Origin of the sequence: Enterobacter cloacae complex sp. P27C (assembly GCF_014895705.1) — a bacterium.
Lineage (GTDB): Bacteria > Pseudomonadota > Gammaproteobacteria > Enterobacterales > Enterobacteriaceae > Enterobacter > Enterobacter bugandensis.
Map to the genome: position 1 here is coordinate 1 of NZ_JADBQB010000014.1, position 18,855 is coordinate 18,855.

Sequence of the window (18,855 nt, forward strand, 5' to 3'; positions counted from 1 at the left end):
TTTATTTCGCTTTTCTCTGCTGACCCGGCGGCGTGTGTGCCGTTGTTCCGTGTCAGTGGAGGCGCATTATAGGGAGTTATTCTGAAGTGACAAGCACAAAATACAAAAAACTTTTCGTTCGCTCACTTTTCAAACTTAACGCTTATTTAAGTCGCGAATCGCCCGCTAAATGGGCAATTTCCCGCGCAAAACTGGCCACCTGCGACCAGTCGGTATAAACCACTTCTTTACGCGTATCGGTTTCGCCACCCGTCATCTTCATTATCAGGCGGATCATGAAGCGGTCATACCAGCGGTAGCGAGGATAGCGCAGCGCACCGGCAAAGACGGCGCACAGGTCTGGCTGCCACGGCGAGCCGAGCAAAAATTTGCGCGTGTAGCTGTTGGTCTGCGGCGTACGCTTCTCAGCTTTACGGGCAACCAGATTGACCGAGTAAAACGCGCCCGGCAATGTGTTGAGTACCGCCGTATGCTTTTTCACAAAGCGATCCAGCGCCGGATGGAAGTGTCCGTAACGAATGGAGGCGCCAATCACCACGCGATCGTACTCCTGCCAGGCAATCTCCTCTGCGCGATTCAGGTTCACCACATCCGAGTAAATGCCCAGCTCTTTTAATTCCGACGCCAGATACGCGGCAATCTCACGCGTTTGTCCGTCTCGCGTAGAGAAAAGAATCAGTGTTTTCATCAACGGCTCCTTATTCGCGCCAGAATGTTGGGGTAAACAGCACCAGCAGCGTAAAGACCTCAAGACGACCAAACAGCATATTGGCAATAAGGATCCATTTCGCAACCGGGTTCATGCTGGCAAAGTTATCCGCCACAACCCCCAGGCCAGGCCCGAGGTTGTTTAGTGTTGCGACGACGGACGCAAAAGCGGAGAAATCATCCACTCCCGTCGCGATGATCGCCAGCATGCTGACGATAAAGACCAGCGCATACGCCGAGAAGAACCCCCACACCGCTTCGAGGATACGTTCCGGCAGCGCGCGGTTCCCCAGCTTAATGCTGTAGACCGCATTCGGGTGGACCAGGCGCTTCAGCTCACGGTTCCCCTGCTTGAACAGCAGCAGAATACGAATCACCTTCAGACCACCGCCCGTCGACCCGGCGCAGCCGCCGATAAACGCGGAGCACAGCAGCAGTACCGGCAGGAACAGCGGCCAGCGCGCGATGCTGTCCGTGGTAAACCCGGCGGTCGTCGCCATCGACACCACCTGGAAAAACGCCTGATTGAGCGTGGTCAGCGCCGAGTTGTAAACATCATGGAACCACAGCACCAGGGTGCAGATGACGACCAGGGTAAGCTGGACGCCAATGAACATGCGGAACTCAGGATCGCGCCAGTACACCTTCAGGCTACGTCCGCTCAGTAAAGAGAAGTGCAGGCCGTAGTTACAGCCGGAGATCAGCAGGAAAATCGCAATGATGGTGTTAATCGTTGGGCTGTCGAAGTACCCCACGCTGGCATCGTGAGTGGAGAACCCGCCAATGGCAATCGTCGCGAAGCTGTGCCCGATAGCATCAAACGCAGGCATCCCGGCAAACCACAGCGCCAGCGCGCAGGCTACCGTCAGCAGAACATAAATCAGCCACAGGGTTTTCGCCGTCTCGGCAATACGCGGGCGCATCTTATTATCTTTCAGCGGCCCCGGCATTTCAGCCCTGTACAGCTGCATCCCCCCGACGCCCAGAATCGGCAGGATGGCCACCGCCAGGACGATGATCCCCATCCCCCCGAACCACTGCAGCATCTGACGATAAAAGAGAATAGCGTGGGGTAACGAATCCAGCCCCACCAGCGTCGTCGCACCGGTGGTCGTTAAACCAGAAAACGATTCAAAAAAGGCATCCGTGATGCTGAGGTTAGGCTGCTCAGAGAAGATAAAGGGCAGCGAACCGACGCTTCCCAGCACCGTCCAGAACAGGACCACAATCAGAAAGCCTTCGCGAGATTTCAGCTCACCTTTCTGACGACGGTTCGGCCACCACAGCAGCGAGCCGATCGCCAGCGCGACAAAGAAGGTCTGGGTAAAAGCCCGCCCCGCGCCGTCCCGGTAGATAAGCGCCACCAGTCCAGGGAGAATCATCGTCCCCGAAAAGAGTATGACCAGCAATCCAACGATTCGGGTTATGGCACGAAAATGCATCTCTGCCGCTTCCTTTGGTATTCAAAAAAGTGAGGTGGGGATTATTCTTCAATCGGCAGCAATTGCAACGAACCACGACTAAAATCAGCCAGTTTTGCTGAAAAAGCAGCCAGTTCTGCCTGAGGAAGCGCCACGCGTAATTGCACCATTGCCTGGTAATCACTGTGCGCAATCACGCCGTTAAATTGTTTGAGCAGTGTTTCAATGCCCGATAGCTGAGCGTAATCGCACAATAAAGTATATTCGGTGAGCGGCGTTTTGCGGGTGGTCGTCAGGATATTCAGTGCCTGCTGCACTCCACCGCCATACGCTTTAACCAGCCCGCCCGTGCCCAACAGGATGCCGCCGTAGTAGCGCACCACCACGGCGGTAATTTCACCCACGCCGCTACCCATCAGCTGGGAGAGCATGGGTTTACCGGCTGTGCCCGCCGGTTCACCGTCGTCTGAAAAACCGAGCTGTTGCGAATCGTCCGGCGGCCCTGCCACCCACGCCACGCAGTGGTGACGTGCGTCAGGGTGCTCCGCGCGAACGGACTCGACAAACGCTTTCGCCGCCTCTACGCCGTCGGTGTGCGCCAGCAGCGTAATAAAGCGGCTTTTCTTGATTTCCTCAACAAAGGTGACCGGTTCAGCCGGTATCAGCCAGCTTTCCATCAGGCCAGCTTCAGGTCTCGCGTCATATTCTCGATACCGTTCTCGTGAACCACCACGTTATCTTCGATACGAATGCCGCCAAACGGTTTCAGCGCGTCGATTTTTTCCCAGTTGAAGTGCTTGCTGAACTGCCCTTCACGCCACGGCGCCAGCAGGGATTCAATAAAGTAGATCCCCGGCTCGATGGTCAATACCATGCGCGGCTCAAGAATACGGGTGCAGCGCAGGTAAGGATATTTAGACGGTGCCGCCAGGTGCGTGCCGGTATCATCCTGCATGAAGCCCGCAACGTCGTGAACCTGCAGGCCCAGCGGGTGGCCGATACCGTGCGGCATAAATGGCCCGGTCAGGTCGTTTTCGACCATCGCCTCTTCGCTCATGTCTTTCACAATCTGATGCTTACGCAGCAGTTTGGCAATGCGCTGATGGAACTGGATGTGGTAATCCACGTAGCTGGTTCCGGCCTTCATGGTGCCAATCAGCGCCAACTGTTCGTCGTTTACGTCCTTAATAAGCTGCGCAAAATCGGTATCCGCATTCGCCGCCCAGGTGCGGGTCAGATCGGCCGCATAGCCGTTGTACTCTGCGCCTGCGTCCAGCAGGAAGCTGCGCATCTCAGACGGAACCTGATGATCCAGTTTGGTGTAGTGGAGAACAGACGCATGCTCATTCAGCGCGACGATGTTGCTGTACGGTACGTCGGTGTCACGATGACCGGTTGCGGTCAGGTAGGCCAGGTTGATATCGAACTCGCTCATGCCTGACTGGAACGCTTCGTGCGCGGCGCGGTGACCATTCACCGCCGTTTTTTGCGCTTCACGCATGCAGTAGAGTTCATAGTCGGTTTTATACGCGCGGTAATAGTGCAGGTAATCCAGCACGCCTTTCGGATTGAGTTTGTCAGCCGGAATATCCAGACCGAGCGCACGTTCAGGTACAGGGCCAATGTAGCCGATGTTGCCGCGCGCCGCTGGCAGCTGGCTGCCAATGCCGTCCGCTTTTGGCAGGGCGATCACCTCAATTTCTTCGGTCCAGAAAGAGGTCGGCAGCGGTTCGACGTTGTGCCAGTAATCAACCGGCAGGTAGAACCACAGTTTCGGCTTGTTCACGCCGTCCACCAGCAGCCAGCAATTCGGAACCTGTGTCACCGGCACCCAGGCTTTAAACTGCGGGTTAACCTTAAACGGATAGGCGTGGTCATCAAGAAAAGTATTCATCAGCTCGCCGGAGTGGATCAGAAGAGCATCCAGCTTGAAGCGGGCCAGTACATCGCGGGTACGTTCCTGTAGGGTAACGATATGATTTTTATAAAGCGAAGCCAGTGAGTCCATCATTCTTCCTTTCGTTTTTTTGACCTCAAGTCATCGCATCTTAGCACACCTCACTCCGGCTGCGTGATTTCCACCGACCGTGATCAACGCAGCAATTTCTTAATGAGTAATTTGCATTTTATTAACATAAATTCCACACTCCGTCTCATCTGGTATGACCAGATCCACTTGCTGGATTCAGGAGACTGACATGCTTTACAAAGGCGACACCCTGTACCTCAACTGGCTGGAAGATGGCATTGCCGAACTGGTGTTCGATGCCCCCGGCTCAGTGAATAAGCTTGATACCGCGACGGTGGCCAGTCTTGGCCAGGCGCTGGAAGTACTTGAAAAGCAATCTGAATTAAAAGGGCTGCTGCTGCGTTCTAACAAAGCGGCCTTTATTGTCGGTGCCGATATCACCGAATTCCTCTCGCTGTTCCAGGTTCCGGAAGAACAGCTGAGCCAGTGGCTGCACTTTGCCAACAGCGTCTTTAATCGTCTGGAAGATCTGCCTGTTCCAACGATCTCTGCCGTGAACGGCTACGCGCTGGGCGGCGGCTGCGAGTGCGTGCTGGCGACCGACTACCGTCTGGCGACGCCGGACCTGCGTATCGGCCTGCCGGAAACCAAGCTGGGCATCATGCCGGGCTTTGGCGGTTCCGTGCGTATGCCGCGCATGCTGGGCGCCGACAGCGCCCTGGAAATCATTGCCGCCGGTAAAGACGTGGGTGCAGAACAAGCGCAGAAAATCGGTCTGGTCGACGGCGTCGTGAAACCAGAGAAGCTGGTTGAAGGTGCACTCGCCATTCTGCGTCAGGCGATTAACGGCGACCTCGACTGGAAGGCCAAACGTCAGCCGAAGCTGGAGCCGTTAAAGCTCAGCAAGATTGAAGCCACCATGAGCTTCACCATCGCCAAAGGCATGGTGATGCAGACGGCGGGTAAACACTACCCGGCGCCAATCACGGCGGTGAAAACCATTGAAGCGGCAGCCCGCTTTGGCCGCGACGAAGCCCTGAAGCTGGAAAACCAGAGCTTTGTTCCACTGGCGCACACCAATGAAGCCCGCGCGCTGGTTGGTATCTTCCTCAACGATCAGTTCGTGAAGGGCAAAGCCAAACAGCTGACCAAAAACGTTGAGACGCCAAAACACGCGGCGGTACTCGGCGCCGGTATTATGGGCGGCGGCATCGCTTACCAGTCGGCCTGGAAAGGCGTGCCGGTAGTGATGAAAGACATCAACGAGAAATCTCTGACGCTGGGCATGACCGAAGCCGCCAAGCTGCTGAATAAACAGCTTGAGCGCGGAAAAATTGACGGGCTGAAGCTCGCAGGCGTGATCTCAACCATCCAGCCTGTGCTGGAATACAGCGGTTTCGACCGTGTGGACGTGGTGGTTGAAGCGGTCGTTGAGAACCCGAAAGTCAAAAAAGCGGTGCTGGCGGAAACGGAAGACAAGGTTCGCCCGGACGCCGTCCTGGCCTCAAACACCTCCACCATCCCCATCAGCGAACTGGCGAGCGTGCTGAAGCGTCCGGAAAACTTCTGCGGAATGCACTTCTTCAACCCGGTACACCGTATGCCACTGGTCGAAGTGATCCGTGGAGAAAAAACCTCTGACGAAACCATCGCTAAAGTCGTGGCGTGGGCAAGCAAGATGGGTAAAACGCCGATCGTCGTTAATGATTGCCCAGGTTTCTTTGTGAACCGCGTGCTGTTCCCGTACTTCGCCGGCTTCAGCCAGCTGCTGCGCGACGGCGCGGACTTCCGCAAAATCGACAAAGTAATGGAAAAACAGTTCGGCTGGCCGATGGGCCCGGCGTATCTGCTGGACGTCGTCGGCATTGATACCGCCCACCACGCTCAGGCCGTCATGGCGGCAGGCTTCCCGCAGCGCATGCAGAAAGATTATCGCGATGCCATTGACGCCCTCTTTGACGCCAACCGCTTCGGACAGAAAAACGGCCTGGGCTTCTGGCGTTATAAAGAAGACAGCAAAGGCAAACCGAAGAAAGAAGAAGATGCGGCGGTGGATGGTCTGCTGGCCGACGTATGCCAGCCGAAACGCGACTTCACCGACGACGAAATTATTGCCCGCATGATGATTCCGATGATCAACGAAGTGGTCCGTTGCCTGGAAGAAGGCATTATTGCCAGCCCGGCAGAAGCGGATATGGCGTTGGTATATGGCCTGGGCTTCCCTCCGTTCCACGGCGGCGCGTTCCGCTGGCTGGATACGCTCGGCAGCGCCCGCTATCTCGATATGGCGCAGCAGTATCAGCACCTCGGCCCGCTTTATGAAGTGCCGGAAGGGCTGCGTAACAAAGCGCGCCATAACGAACCCTACTATCCAGCAGTTGAACCAGCCCGTCCGGTTGGCGCGCTGAAAACGGCTTAAGGAGTCACAATGGAAAAGGTTGTCATTGTTGATGCGATTCGCACCCCGATGGGCCGTTCAAAAGGCGGTGCGTTCCGTAACGTGCGAGCGGAAGATCTCTCCGCGCACCTGATGCGTAGCCTGCTGGCGCGTAACCCGGCGCTGGACCCAGCAGCGCTCGACGATATCTACTGGGGCTGCGTGCAGCAAACGCTGGAGCAGGGCTTCAACATCGCCCGCAACGCGTCGCTGCTGGCGGAGATCCCACATTCGGTTCCGGCGGTCACCGTCAACCGCCTGTGCGGTTCGTCGATGCAGGCCCTGCACGACGCGGCGCGCATGATCATGACCGGCGATGCGCAGGCCTGTCTGGTCGGCGGCGTTGAACACATGGGCCATGTGCCGATGAGCCACGGGGTCGATTTCCATCCGGGCATGAGCCGCAACGTGGCGAAAGCCGCAGGCATGATGGGCCTGACCGCCGAGATGCTCTCCCGCCTGCACGGCATCAGTCGTGAAATGCAGGATGCTTTTGCCGCGCGATCTCACGCCCGCGCCTGGGCCGCCACGCAGTCCGGTGCCTTCAAGAATGAGATCATCCCCACCGGGGGCCACGATGCAGACGGCGTACTGAAGCAGTTCAGCTACGACGAAGTCATTCGTCCGGAAACGACGGTCGAAGCGCTTTCTACCCTGCGTCCGGCATTTGATCCGGTCACCGGTACGGTAACGGCAGGGACGTCGTCGGCGCTGTCCGACGGTGCCGCCGCGATGCTGGTGATGAGCGAAAGCCGCGCCCGCGAATTGGGCCTGACGCCACGCGCTCGCGTGCGTTCGATGGCGGTGGTGGGCTGCGATCCTTCAATCATGGGTTACGGCCCGGTTCCGGCCTCGAAGCTGGCGCTGAAAAAAGCGGGCTTAACTGCCAGCGATATCGATCTGTTCGAGATGAACGAAGCGTTTGCCGCACAGATCCTGCCGTGCATTAAAGATCTGGGGCTGATGGAGCAGATCGACGAGAAGATTAACCTCAACGGCGGCGCGATCGCCCTCGGTCACCCGCTGGGCTGTTCCGGGGCGCGTATCAGCACGACGCTGATTAACCTGATGGAACGCAAAGATGCCCAGTTTGGTCTGGCAACGATGTGTATCGGCCTGGGTCAGGGTATCGCGACGGTGTTTGAGAGAGTGTAAGGCTATAACGTAGGCCCGATAAGCATCGCGCCATCGGGCTTTTGCCGGGAGGCGCTGCGCTTTCCCGGCCTACGAGAGGTACCTCGCCGCCAATCGTGTCATTGGCGAAGAGAGACAGTTTAGTTGCCGTTCTTCCCGCCTGTCAGGGGCGGGCTTTTTATTTAGATAAACGCAAACGCATCGCCAAACAGGCGATCTTCACGCGCATCGCGTTCGTTACAGAACAGGTCGCGGGCAATTTTCGCCATCTCGAAACGGCCTGCAATGTAGATATCATGTCCCGCCAGCGTGCCGTGATCCTGCAGTACCGCCGTCAGCACCGTCCCGCTACGTCCACGCCAGCCCTCTTCCGGCTGCTCGACCACTGGCTCAATGCGCAGGTTAGGATGGTTAACGCTCAGCGCTTCCAGTTCAGACAGGTCGTACAGGTGCTTCTCTTCGCGGCCGCCCCAGTAGATAGTGATGTCACGGTCTGGATTACGCGCCAGCGCGGTCAACAGAATAGAGCGCACATAGGAGAAGCCCGTACCGCCCGCGATCAGAATCAGCGGACGGTCTTCGTCATCACGCAACCACGCGTCGCCGTGAGGAATGTCGACCACAATCTCACGCTCTTTCAGGATGCGGTCCATCACGGCCATCGCGTACAGGTTAAGCTCAGACGCACCAATATGCAGCTCAATAAATTCCTGCTCTGCTGGCGTAGAGGCCATAGAGAAAGGACGCTTATCACGCTCATCCATCACCACCATCAGGTACTGGCCGGCACGGAATGAGAATGCCGCTTCAGGAACCAAACGGACGCGGTATACGGTGTCGGTAATAGCATCTACCGACGTCACTTTACAGCTTAAGGTTGTCATTCGCTCTCTCTGTCGGGAAGTCTATAGGGCTTAACGGTCAGCTCAGGGTTTACCGTTATTCATTATGGCCAGTTCGTCCCAGATCGCGTCAATTCGCGCGGTCACAGCAGGATCTTTTTTGATCGGGCGACCCCATTCACGGTCGGTTTCGCCAGGCCATTTATTTGTGGCATCCAGTCCCATCTTTGAGCCAAGACCGGAAACCGGCGAGGCAAAATCCAGATAATCTATCGGCGTATTTTCGACTAACACCGTATCACGCGCAGGATCCATTCGCGTGGTTATCGCCCAGATAACGTCGTTCCAGTCACGGGCGTTAACGTCATCATCGCAGACAATAACAAATTTGGTATACATAAACTGGCGCAGGAAAGACCATACGCCCATCATCACGCGTTTAGCATGTCCGGGATACTGCTTCTTCATCGTGACCACCGCCATGCGATACGAGCATCCTTCAGGCGGCAGATAAAAATCAACGATTTCCGGGAACTGCTTTTGCAGGATCGGCACAAATACTTCGTTCAGCGCCACGCCGAGCACCGCCGGTTCATCCGGTGGGCGGCCAGTATAGGTGGAGTGATAAATCGCATCTTCACGCTGAGTAACATGCGTGACGGTAAACACCGGGAAGTTATCCACTTCGTTGTAATAGCCGGTATGGTCGCCGTATGGGCCTTCTGGCGCCATTTCACCCTGCTCAATGTAACCTTCCAGCACAATTTCGGCGCTGGCCGGCACTTCGAGATCGTTGGAGATACACTTCACGACCTCGGTTTTAGTCCCGCGCAGCAGGCCAGCAAACGCATATTCAGAGAGCGTATCCGGTACGGGCGTGACCGCCCCCAGAATGGTGGCCGGATCGGCACCTAACGCGACAGACACCGGGAACCGTTCCCCCGGATGTGCAGCACACCACTCCTGGAAATCCAGCGCGCCGCCGCGGTGCGACAGCCAGCGCATGATGAGCTTATTCTTGCCAATCAGCTGCTGGCGATAAATACCGAGGTTTTGCCGCTCTTTATGCGGTCCGCGCGTCACGGTGAGGCCCCAGGTGATCAGCGGCGCAGCATCTTCAGGCCAGCACTGCATGATAGGGATTTTGGTGAGATCCACCGCATCGCCTTCCAGCACTTTCTGCTGACACGGCGCGCCGCGCAGGCGTTTGGTGGGCATGTTCAACACCTGCTTAAACTGCGGCAGCTTATCGAACAGATCGCGGAAACCTTTCGGTGGCTCAGGCTCTTTCAGAAATGCCAGCAGTTTACCCACTTCACGCAGCGCGGTAACGTCTTCCTGCCCCATTCCCAGCGCGACACGACGCGGGGTGCCAAACAGGTTGCACAGCACCGGCATTGAGTAACCTTTTGGATTTTCAAACAGTAATGCAGGGCCACCGGCACGCAGGGTGCGGTCAGCAATTTCTGTCATTTCCAGATAAGGATCAACAGGAAGTGTAATGCGTTTCAGTTCACCCTGCTTTTCCAGCAGCGTCAGGAAGTCGCGGAGATCGTGGTATTTCATGCAGTTAGTCATGGCCTCTCTGTAAGCGCTTCATTATACGGCGTAAGCCTGCTTGATGCTGTAATTTTGTTAAATTAGCGTGAACTTATCCGCTGTGTTCGAATTTCCCCCATTATAATCAACTTAGCGATCCCTCCAGGGTTTTGATATGCTTGCGCCCCGAACTAAGGGAAAGAGTGATTATGCAGGCCTGGTATTTACTGTATTGCAAACGCGGGCAACTTCAGCGCGCGCAGGAACATCTTGAACGTCAGTCTGTAAATTGTCTGACACCCGTGATCACGCTTGAAAAAATGCAGCGCGGGAAGCGCACAACCGTCAGTGAGCCTTTATTCCCGAACTATCTGTTCGTGGAGTTCGACCCTGAGGTGATCCACACCACTACCATCAGCGCAACGCGCGGCGTCAGCCACTTCGTTCGTTTTGGTGCCCACCCGGCAACCGTTCCGTCGACCGTCATTCATCAGCTGTCTGTTTATCAACAGCCTGAAGGGATCACCGACCCGGAAACCCCTTACGCGGGCGATAGCGTCGTCATTACCGAAGGCGCATTCGAAGGCCTGCAGGCGATTTTCGCCGAGCCGGACGGTGAAGCGCGCTCCATGCTGTTGCTCAATCTGCTGAACAAGCAGGTGCTGCAGAGCGTGAAAAACACCGACTTCCGCAAAGTTTAAACGTTTATCCCGAACAGGCGACGCACGTTGTCATCCGTCTGCGCGGAAAGCCAGTGCGGATCCTCTCCGCGCCAGTGCGCTACGCGCTCAACAATGTGCCCCAGCAAGGCGGGCTCGTTTCGCCGCGATGCCGGTTTGGGCTTCATATCTCGCGGCAGCAGGTATGGCGCATCGGTTTCAAGAAGCAAACGGTCTGCCGGGATTATCGGCAGCAGCTCGCGAAGCTCAAGCCCGCGGCGCTCATCACACACCCAACCGGTGATCCCCAGATACAAACCGCGGTTCAGGCAATCCAGCGCTTCCTGGCGAGACCCGGTGAAGCAGTGGAGCACTGCGCCGGGCAGTTTATCCAGCCACGGGTCCAGCAGTGCGAGAAAACGTTCATGCGCGTCGCGACAGTGCATAAAGACGGGCATTTCAAGCTCTGCCGCCAGCGCAAGCTGGGCAGTGAACGCCTTTTCCTGTTCTTCAGGCGTGGAGAAGTTGCGGTTAAAATCGAGCCCGCACTCGCCAATAGCCACCACCTCTGCCTTTTTTGCCAGCGTGCGCAGGGTTTCTGCGCTCTCCGCCGTCCACTGGCTGCTGTCATGAGGGTGGACGCCGGCGGTTGACCAGCAGTGTTGATAGCGTTGCGCCAGCAGCAGCGCCTGCTCGCTCTCATGCAGGTTGGTCCCGGTCAGGAGCAGCCCTTTTACGCCAGCCTCAAAAGCACGCGCAACCACCTCGTCACGATCTTTCGCAAACTGCGAGCTGGTCAGGTTGAGTCCGATATCAAACATGCGATTCCCCATAGAACAACCGCCCTGACGGGCGGCTGGTTTTACTCTTCAGTGGTCTTTTCGGACGCATCGTCTTCATCGTCCAACCGGCGTCCTTTTCCCACGTAGAAACGCGAGAAGAATACGCCAACCTCAAACAGGCAGTACATCGGTATTGCCAGCAGCGTTTGTGAGAAGACGTCCGGCGGCGTCAGCAGCATGCCGACTACGAAGGCGCCCACCAGAATATAGGGACGCTTCTTACGCAGGTCATCAGGGGTGGTTACCCCAACCCAGCAGAGCAGCACAATGGCCACCGGCACTTCAAACGCCACACCGAACGCCATAAACAGCGCCATCACAAAGCTGAGGTAGCTGGCGATATCCGTCGATACCTGAACCCCTTCCGGCGCGGTATGCGTCAGGAAGCCAAAGGCTAGCGGGAAGACAACGAAGTAGGCAAACGCCATGCCGATATAGAACAGCAGCGAACTGGAGACCAGCAGCGGGATCACCAGTTTACGTTCGTGCCTGTACAGTGCTGGCGCCACAAATGCCCATACCTGATAAAGGATGACGGGTGCAGACGCAATCAACGACACCCAGAAGGTGAGCTTAATCGGGGTGAAAAACGGTGATGCAACGTCTGTTGCAATCATCGTTGCCCCCAGCGGCATCTGCTTGATCAGCGGCGCAGAAACCACCTGATAAATATCGTTGGCGAAATAGACCAGGCACAGGAATATGAGGAATACCGCAATAATGCAGTTTAACAGGCGCTTACGCAGCTCAATCAGGTGCGTAATAAGCGGTTGAGTATCATCTACTGCCATAGTTACGCTTTATCACTCGACGAGGGGGATGATTCGGAAACGGGCGCGGCGGGTTTCGCTTCAGCCGCTTTTACCACCGGCTCTTCCGGCTGCGCCTGTTTTTTCAGTTCAGTTTCCTGCGGTGTTTGTTCAGGCGCTGCGGCCTGGTGCTCCGCACTCGCTGGCGTCACGCCCTCACGCTGCGCTTCGCTGTCCTTCACCACCGGGTTATGAATAGTGTTCGCTTCATCGCTCGCTTTTTCAGGATCGTTAACGCTGTAAGAGCGCTTCATGGATTCCGCCGCTTCGCGCAGCTCATCCATTGAGGCTTTCAGTTCCGGCGTCAGGTTATCCATGCTCGCCTTCTCAACCTTTTTCAGGCTTTCCTGAAACTCCTGCAGCTTAAGTTCCTGCGCCAGCTCGTTCTGAACGGTCGAAGCCAGCGATCTTAGCGCTCGAACCCAGCCCACGACGGTTTTCACCGCTACCGGCAGACGCTGCGGCCCCAGCACGATCAGACCAATCACAAAGACCAGCAGCAGCTCACTAAAACCAATGTCGAACACGACTTACACCTGCTCTTTATCGTGGCGTTTAGCGTCTTCCTTTTTGGCATCTTCTTGCTTATCGGAGATGGATTTAGCAGTAAAGTCAGCGTCCTGGCTGGTTTTATCCTGCTTGCTCTCATCATCGCTCATCGCTTTCTTGAAGCCTTTGATAGACGCGCCCAGATCGGAACCAATAGAACCGAGCTTTTTGGTGCCAAACAGCAGCACAACGATGACGGCAATAATGACTAATTGCCAGATACTGATACCACCCATACATATTCCTCAGGGATAGATGATTAATTGGTCAGGTCGCATTATACGTATGCGACCTGTCGATGGCGATGCAAACTCAGCGCGTTTTTCTCCATCCTGCAAGCCAGACAACAACCCCGCCAGCCATCAGCCAGGCGGGCATCATCTGCCAGTCAGGACGGTTGATCAGCAGCAACGTACCGCTCAACAGCAGCGTTGCGCCAATGCCAAAGAGGTAGCGTGACTGTCCCTGGCGCACACGGCTGGACTGAAGCTCGCGGGCGATTTTATCCATGCTGTGCTGAAGATTCTTGCTCTGACGCAAACTGTCGTAAACCAGTTCAGGAATTTCAGGCATTTTTTCGATCCAGAACGGGCCTTTCTCTTTCAGCGAACGCACCAGCGCTGGAAGGCCAACCTGATCCTTAATCCAGGATTCCAGGAAAGGTTTAGCCGTCTTCCACAAGTCTAACTGAGGATAGAGTTGTCGACCTACACCCTCAACGTAAAGTAATGTTTTCTGAAGTAAAACTAACTGTGGCTGAACTTCCATATTAAAGCGGCGGGCCGTATTGAACAGGTTTAACAGCACGTGTCCAAAAGAGATCTCTGCCAGCGGTTTTTCAAAAATCGGTTCGCAAACGGTACGGATAGCAAACTCGAACTCTTCGACGTTGGTGTCTGGCGGAACCCAGCCGGAATCCACATGCAGCTCGGCCACCTTACGGTAGTCGCGGTTGAAGAAGGCGATGAAGTTCTCAGCCAGATAACGTTTATCTTCTTTATTCAGCGAGCCCACAATTCCGCAGTCGATACCGATGTATTTCGGATCCTCAGGATGCTCATAGCTCACGAAGATATTACCCGGATGCATGTCCGCATGGAAAAAACTGTCGCGGAATACCTGGGTAAAGAAGACCTGCACGCCACGTTCGGCCAGCAGCTTCATGTTCGTTCCCTGCTTCTCCAGGGCCACCACATCCGAAACCGGAATACCGTAGATGCGCTCCATGACCATCATGTTCTGGCTGCAATAGTCAGAATAGACTTCAGGCACGTAGAGCATCGGGCTGTTTTCAAAATTGCGGCGCAGCTGAATGGCGTTTGCCGATTCACGCAGCAGATTAAGCTCATCAATCAGCGTTTTTTCATATTCCCGCACCACTTCCATCGGGCGCAGTCGACGGCCGTCCGGCAGCAGACGCGGAACCCAGCGCGCCAGACGATAAATTAGCTTCATGTCGGCTTTGATAATCGGCAGGATATCCGGGCGGATCACCTTGATCACCACTTCTTTGCCGTTCTCTTTCAGACGCGCAGTGTGCACCTGAGCGATAGAAGCCGACGCCAGCGGTTCTATTTCGAAATCGTCAAACCAGGTTTCAACGGGAAGGTTACCCATCGCCTCCTCGATCTGTTTCTTCGCTCTCACCCCGTCAAACGGGGCGACACGGTCCTGCAGCATCGCCAGTTCATCGGCAATGTGCGGCGGGAAGAGATCGCGGCGAGTTGAGAGCATCTGTCCGAACTTAATCCATACCGGGCCGAGCTCCTGCAGCGCCAGACGCAGGCGTTCACCCAGCGGCTGACCTTTATGGCGATTTGGCATCCAGAACAGCGTCCGCCGCCAGATCCTGAGCGGCAGCGTGATACGCATTTTGGGGATGAGCTCGTCGAGCCCGTAACTCAAAAAGGTGTGGATGATAAAATAGAGGCGCCGAATTTCACCAGGCGTCATTTGCCCTCCAGTTTTTCCAGCCGTTTGCTTAGGGCATCAACCGCACGTTCAACCGCGGCCGTCTCTTCTGCGAACCACGCAACTTCCAGCGGCCCAGGCGCCATGCGCCACTCTTCGGTCAGCACTTCTGCGGCATAACGCTGTTGGCGTTGCAGATTTTTGCGCAGGAACGCCGTGCCGCCATGAATAACTTTCCCGATCCCTTCAGCGGCGATGTCGCCAATAAAAGGCGCCAGCAGCTCTGCCGGGTCAAACTCAGCCAGATCGCTGAGCGCAACGAAGTTCTGCACGACCTGGATGTCGCCTTCCACTTCCAGCTCACCGCTGCGGATAAGCGCCGTTAATTGCTGGCGATCGCGCAGTTTTGGCAGCACGCTCATATGGGTAATGACCGAGCAATCAGCTTCACCTTCCCACTCACCCAGAACGTCAAGCTGACGTTCGCTGAAAACCAGCACGAGCGGCGTCGAGAACTCTTTTAACACAATGCGCAGTACCTTCCCGTTTAGCCGCTGACGTGCGGCTTTCAGCGCCGGAGCGCGATACAGGAAGGCATTCAGCACATTCTCGATGCCTGCGGTGACTAAGGGTTTAAAGGGCACGGGACACCTCCACTCAGAATTTGTAACCGCGATGCAGCGCGACGACACCCGCCGTCATGTTGAAGTACTCAACGTTCTCAAATTCCGCATCCTGCATCATGGCTTTTAAGGTGTCCTGATCCGGATGCATGCGAATTGATTCCGCCAGATAGCGATAGCTTTCCGCGTCGTTTGCCACCAGTTCGCCAATACGCGGCAGCACGTGGAAGGAATAGGCGTCGTAGGCTTTGCTCAGCGGGTCGATAATCGGTTTAGAGAACTCGAGCACCAGCAGGCGTCCACCCGGCTTCAGCACGCGGTACATGGAGCGCAGCGCTTTTTCTTTATCAGTGACGTTACGCAGACCGAAGGAAATCGTGATGCAGTCAAAAGTATTGTCCGGGAACGGCAGCGCTTCGGCGTTGGCCTGCACGTATTCCACATTACCCACCACGCCGATGTTACGCAGTTTTTCGCGTCCCATTTTAAGCATGGAGTCATTAATATCAGCCAGTACAACGCGACCGGTTTCGCCCACCAGACGGGAGAATTTCGCCGTCAGATCGCCCGTACCGCCAGCCAGATCGAGAACCGTTTGTCCACGACGCACCCCGCTGCAGTCGATGGTGAAGCGCTTCCACAAGCGATGAATGCCGAACGACATCAAGTCATTCATCACATCGTACTTCGCCGCCACGGAATGAAATACGTGGGCCACCATGTCAGCTTTCTGCGCTTTGGCTACAGTCTGAAAGCCAAAGTGCGTCGTGTCTTGTGAATCGTCAACCATCTCAGAGCCTGCTAATCAGTCAAATGTTCGTGAAGTGTAACAGATTGGGCGCAATTGCCCTACGATTCAACCACCGCGAAAGAAACGCGCTGGCTGCTCGTCTGGCGATAAATCCGCCGCTAAATCGTTGTCCTGGTTGGGGGTATTTTGTTCATCCCCGCCCTCACGCAGTCGGAACTCTTCGTCCTGGGCTGTCGCCTGTTCGACCAATTCCGGATTAATCTCGCGTTTAACCTCCACTCCCAGGCTGCGGAATGCTTCAGCCTGCGCAAGCAGGTTGCCACGCCCGGAGGAGAGCTTTTTCATCGCCTGGCGGTAGTTATCCTGCGCACGATCCAGGCTTTGCCCGACGGAGGACATATCGTCCACGAAGAGGCGCATTTTGTCGTACAGCTTGCTGGCGCGGTCGGCAATCTGCTGCGCGTTACGGCTCTGGTGCTCATAGCGCCACAGGTTCGCAATGGTGCGTAAGGCCACCAGCAGCGTGGTGGGGCTGACCAGCATAATGTTATTTTTCAGCGCTTCGGTGATCAGCTCGGGCTGTCTGTCGAGCGCCAGCAAAAACGCGGGTTCGACCGGGATAAACATCAGCACGTAGTCCAGCGAGCGCAGCCCCGGCAGCTGCTGATAATCTTTTCTGCCCAGCAGGCGAATATGGTTACGCACGGAGGCAATGTGCTCCTGCAGCGCCGATTCGCGCGTATAGTCATCTTCAGCGTTGAAGTAGCGCTCATAGGCCACCAGCGTCATTTTGGCGTCAATGACCACATCTTTGCCCTGCGGCAGACGCACAATCACATCCGGCTGCATTCGCGAGCGGGCATCGTTTTCGATACTCACCTGCGTTTCGTATTCATACCCTTCCCGCAGGCCAGAGGCCTCCAGCACGCGGGTGAGCACCACTTCCCCCCAGTTACCCTGGGTTTTGTTATCGCCTTTCAGCGCCCGCGTCAGGTTGACCGCCTCCTGCGCCATCTGGGCATTCAGCTGTTGAAGATTGCGGATCTCATGCGCCAGCGTGTGGCGTTCGCGGGCTTCCTGACCAAAGCTGTCCTGTACCTGACGGCGAAAGCCGTCCAGCTGTTCGCGCAGCGGCGTCAGCAGGCTGTTCAGGCTCTGGCGATTTTGCTCATCAACGCGGCGGTTGCTGTGCTCGAAAATGCGGTTGGCGAGGTTCTCGAACTGCTCGCTGAGGCGCTGCTCGCTGTTGATCATCTGGCGGATTTTGTCTTCGGCATGCAGCTGGGTGGATTCAAGGCGGGTAGTCACTTCGCGGAGATCGGCCTCCAGCGAGGTGTTGATGTCGCGCAGGTTACGCAGTTCGTTATTGAGCAGTTCACACTCGTCGCGCCAGTGGTCGCTTAGGGCAAGCTGCTGTTTTGCGGCGCTTAAATCGGCGACGATCTCTTCGCGTTCAGCCAACTGCTCGGCCTTCTGCTGTGCATGCTGATAGCTGGATATCAGCCAGCCTATCGCCACGCCAGCCAGCGCAATTACCGCATAAATAAGGATTGAGATATCCACAATGCCCCCTGCATCAACGTATTACCCGCACAAAATAAGATTGTGCTGTATAAACGTCCAGTTTGAAAGGGTTTTCCTGCGAGGCGCTACGCAAAAAATAAAGGCCGAACGCGTCGGCCTTTTATCTCAGAGAGGAGGACTAGATCAGGCGGCGAGCCGCTTCAACCACGATTTTTACCGCGTGACTTTCTGTCTGCTTCATGGTTTCGGCGTTCGGGATCTCCTGCTGGGTGCGGTTGACGATAACGCCCGCCACCATACCGGCACGCAGACCCTGGCTTGCGCACATGGTCAGCAGCGTTGCGGATTCCATCTCGTAGTTCATCACGCCCATGGATTGCCACTCTTCCATTGAGCCTTTGAAGCGGCTCACTACGCGGCCTGAGAAGGTGTCGTAACGCTCCTGGCCCGGATAGAAGGTATCAGAAGAGGCAGTTACGCCCACGTGAGTGGTTGCGCCCACGGATTTCGCCGCTTCAACCAGCGCGGTGGTGCACTCGAAGTCAGCCACTGCCGGGAATTCCATCGGTGCAAAGTGCAGGCTTGCGCCGTCCAGACGCACGGATGCGGTCGTCACCAGCACGTCGCCGACGTTAATGTGCGGCTGAATCGCGCCGGTGGTGCCGATACGCAGGAAAGTACGAATGCCCAGCTGCGCCAGCTCTTCCACGGCGATAGAGGTAGACGGGCCACCGATACCGGTAGAGCACACAATCACCGCTTTGCCATCCAGCTCTGCGCGCCAGGTGGTGAATTCACGATGGGCAGCCAGCTTGACCGGCTTATCCATCAGCGCGGCGATCTTTTCCACACGCTCTGGGTCGCCAGGGACGATAGCGAGCGTAGCCCCTTGTAAATCGTTTTTAGTGAGGCCGAGATGAAAAACATCAGACTTAGACATAGGTGACTCCTCTGTGGGTCGGTTAGTCAGAAGAAGTAAAACGGTACTTTACAGAAGCGGTAAGCATAATTTCGTGACGCATCTCACCATGAATGAAAATGATTGCATTGAATTTCCATCAAAAAGTGATTCACATCACATTAACAAGTTATATCGTCGGGTGCTGCACAAAAGATAGACCGTTTAAGGCACTGTGA

The 18,855-nt window shown here is 56.0% G+C and carries 18 protein-coding genes; 3 read left to right on the forward strand and 15 right to left on the reverse strand.

The genetic code is table 11. The annotated features are described in order from the left end of the window. Positions 1-142 precede the first annotated feature (142 nt). The 4 genes from hemG to pepQ are packed head-to-tail and all read right to left on the reverse strand — an operon-like array spanning position 143 to position 4,137. Complete coding sequence (gene hemG / locus IM291_RS20365; protein WP_028014767.1) at positions 143-688, reverse strand: menaquinone-dependent protoporphyrinogen IX dehydrogenase; 546 nt, start codon at positions 686-688, stop codon at positions 143-145. A 10-nt stretch (positions 689-698) separates the two neighbouring features. Continuing rightward, on the reverse strand, positions 699-2,150 hold the full coding sequence (trkH, locus tag IM291_RS20370; protein WP_013099227.1) for a Trk system potassium transporter TrkH: 1,452 nt from the start codon (positions 2,148-2,150) through the stop codon (positions 699-701). 41 nt (positions 2,151-2,191) lie between these two features. Beyond that, entirely contained in the window at positions 2,192-2,806 is a 615-nt protein-coding gene (locus tag IM291_RS20375; protein WP_041911843.1) for an IMPACT family protein, read from the reverse strand. Next, complete coding sequence (pepQ, locus tag IM291_RS20380; RefSeq protein WP_028014769.1) at positions 2,806-4,137, reverse strand: Xaa-Pro dipeptidase; 1,332 nt, start codon at positions 4,135-4,137, stop codon at positions 2,806-2,808. Before pepQ ends, IM291_RS20375 begins: the two co-directional genes overlap by 1 nt. A 190-nt stretch (positions 4,138-4,327) precedes the next feature. On the opposite strand from pepQ, the gene fadB reads away from it, so the two are divergent. Together fadB and fadA are read left to right on the forward strand one after the other, a co-directional pair. Beyond that, positions 4,328-6,517, forward strand: coding sequence for a fatty acid oxidation complex subunit alpha FadB (fadB, locus tag IM291_RS20385; RefSeq protein ID WP_045260977.1), 2,190 nt, complete (start codon positions 4,328-4,330; stop codon positions 6,515-6,517). A gap of 9 nt (positions 6,518-6,526) precedes the next feature. Beyond that, on the forward strand, positions 6,527-7,690 hold the full coding sequence (fadA, locus tag IM291_RS20390) for an acetyl-CoA C-acyltransferase FadA (RefSeq protein ID WP_008501515.1): 1,164 nt from the start codon (positions 6,527-6,529) through the stop codon (positions 7,688-7,690). Between the two features lie 161 nt (positions 7,691-7,851). On the opposite strand, the gene fre is transcribed toward fadA, so the two are convergent. Together fre and ubiD are read right to left on the reverse strand one after the other, a co-directional pair. After that, a complete protein-coding gene (gene fre, locus IM291_RS20395; protein ID WP_028014772.1) occupies positions 7,852-8,553 on the reverse strand; it encodes an NAD(P)H-flavin reductase in 702 nt (233 codons plus the stop codon). Between the two features lie 42 nt (positions 8,554-8,595). Next, positions 8,596-10,089 (reverse strand): 4-hydroxy-3-polyprenylbenzoate decarboxylase, encoded by a 1,494-nt coding sequence (ubiD, locus tag IM291_RS20400; RefSeq protein WP_028014773.1) that lies wholly within the window; start codon positions 10,087-10,089, stop codon positions 8,596-8,598. A 170-nt stretch (positions 10,090-10,259) separates the two neighbouring features. Between ubiD and rfaH the strand changes: the two genes are divergently transcribed. Then, positions 10,260-10,751, forward strand: coding sequence for a transcription/translation regulatory transformer protein RfaH (gene rfaH, locus IM291_RS20405; protein WP_020882871.1), 492 nt, complete (start codon positions 10,260-10,262; stop codon positions 10,749-10,751). Here the strand turns inward: rfaH and tatD are convergent. The 9 genes from tatD to udp form a co-directional block, all read right to left on the reverse strand. Then, positions 10,748-11,530, reverse strand: coding sequence for a 3'-5' ssDNA/RNA exonuclease TatD (gene tatD, locus IM291_RS20410; protein WP_048959732.1), 783 nt, complete (start codon positions 11,528-11,530; stop codon positions 10,748-10,750). The two genes, rfaH and tatD, sit on opposite strands and share 4 nt — an antisense overlap. Before the next feature lie 41 nt (positions 11,531-11,571). Further along, a complete protein-coding gene (gene tatC, locus IM291_RS20415; RefSeq protein WP_192987567.1) occupies positions 11,572-12,342 on the reverse strand; it encodes a Sec-independent protein translocase subunit TatC in 771 nt (256 codons plus the stop codon). A gap of 2 nt (positions 12,343-12,344) precedes the next feature. Next, positions 12,345-12,887, reverse strand: coding sequence for a Sec-independent protein translocase protein TatB (gene tatB, locus IM291_RS20420; protein WP_028014776.1), 543 nt, complete (start codon positions 12,885-12,887; stop codon positions 12,345-12,347). 3 nt (positions 12,888-12,890) lie between these two features. Beyond that, positions 12,891-13,145: a Sec-independent protein translocase subunit TatA gene (gene tatA, locus IM291_RS20425; protein WP_013099238.1), complete on the reverse strand. Its 255-nt coding sequence runs from the start codon at positions 13,143-13,145 to the stop codon at positions 12,891-12,893. Between the two features lie 76 nt (positions 13,146-13,221). Continuing rightward, positions 13,222-14,862, reverse strand: a complete 1,641-nt coding sequence (ubiB, locus tag IM291_RS20430) for a ubiquinone biosynthesis regulatory protein kinase UbiB (RefSeq protein WP_028014777.1) — start codon at positions 14,860-14,862, stop codon at positions 13,222-13,224. Further along, a complete protein-coding gene (gene ubiJ, locus IM291_RS20435; RefSeq protein ID WP_028014778.1) occupies positions 14,859-15,464 on the reverse strand; it encodes a ubiquinone biosynthesis protein UbiJ in 606 nt (201 codons plus the stop codon). The genes ubiB and ubiJ overlap by 4 nt, the downstream gene beginning before the upstream one ends. A gap of 13 nt (positions 15,465-15,477) precedes the next feature. Continuing rightward, entirely contained in the window at positions 15,478-16,233 is a 756-nt protein-coding gene (gene ubiE / locus IM291_RS20440; protein ID WP_028014779.1) for a bifunctional demethylmenaquinone methyltransferase/2-methoxy-6-polyprenyl-1,4-benzoquinol methylase UbiE, read from the reverse strand. A gap of 66 nt (positions 16,234-16,299) precedes the next feature. Then, on the reverse strand, positions 16,300-17,757 hold the full coding sequence (rmuC, locus tag IM291_RS20445) for a DNA recombination protein RmuC (RefSeq protein WP_048959730.1): 1,458 nt from the start codon (positions 17,755-17,757) through the stop codon (positions 16,300-16,302). A gap of 139 nt (positions 17,758-17,896) precedes the next feature. Next, positions 17,897-18,658: a uridine phosphorylase gene (udp, locus tag IM291_RS20450; RefSeq protein ID WP_003860792.1), complete on the reverse strand. Its 762-nt coding sequence runs from the start codon at positions 18,656-18,658 to the stop codon at positions 17,897-17,899. Positions 18,659-18,855: the final 197 nt, after the last annotated feature.

Coding starts and splice junctions, on each gene's coding strand:
- tatD (WP_048959732.1), bottom strand. CDS start 11,530: ATGTTTGATATCGGACTCAACCTGACCAGCTCGCAGTTTGCGAAAGAT.
- fadA (WP_008501515.1), top strand. CDS start 6,527: ATGGAAAAGGTTGTCATTGTTGATGCGATTCGCACCCCGATGGGCCGT.
- hemG (WP_028014767.1), bottom strand. CDS start 688: ATGAAAACACTGATTCTTTTCTCTACGCGAGACGGACAAACGCGTGAG.
- IM291_RS20375 (WP_041911843.1), bottom strand. CDS start 2,806: ATGGAAAGCTGGCTGATACCGGCTGAACCGGTCACCTTTGTTGAGGAA.
- ubiE (WP_028014779.1), bottom strand. CDS start 16,233: ATGGTTGACGATTCACAAGACACGACGCACTTTGGCTTTCAGACTGTA.
- rfaH (WP_020882871.1), top strand. CDS start 10,260: ATGCAGGCCTGGTATTTACTGTATTGCAAACGCGGGCAACTTCAGCGC.
- fadB (WP_045260977.1), top strand. CDS start 4,328: ATGCTTTACAAAGGCGACACCCTGTACCTCAACTGGCTGGAAGATGGC.
- ubiD (WP_028014773.1), bottom strand. CDS start 10,089: ATGACTAACTGCATGAAATACCACGATCTCCGCGACTTCCTGACGCTG.
- trkH (WP_013099227.1), bottom strand. CDS start 2,150: ATGCATTTTCGTGCCATAACCCGAATCGTTGGATTGCTGGTCATACTC.
- fre (WP_028014772.1), bottom strand. CDS start 8,553: ATGACAACCTTAAGCTGTAAAGTGACGTCGGTAGATGCTATTACCGAC.
- ubiB (WP_028014777.1), bottom strand. CDS start 14,862: ATGACGCCTGGTGAAATTCGGCGCCTCTATTTTATCATCCACACCTTT.
- udp (WP_003860792.1), bottom strand. CDS start 18,658: ATGTCTAAGTCTGATGTTTTTCATCTCGGCCTCACTAAAAACGATTTA.
- tatC (WP_192987567.1), bottom strand. CDS start 12,342: ATGGCAGTAGATGATACTCAACCGCTTATTACGCACCTGATTGAGCTG.
- pepQ (WP_028014769.1), bottom strand. CDS start 4,137: ATGGACTCACTGGCTTCGCTTTATAAAAATCATATCGTTACCCTACAG.
- tatA (WP_013099238.1), bottom strand. CDS start 13,145: ATGGGTGGTATCAGTATCTGGCAATTAGTCATTATTGCCGTCATCGTT.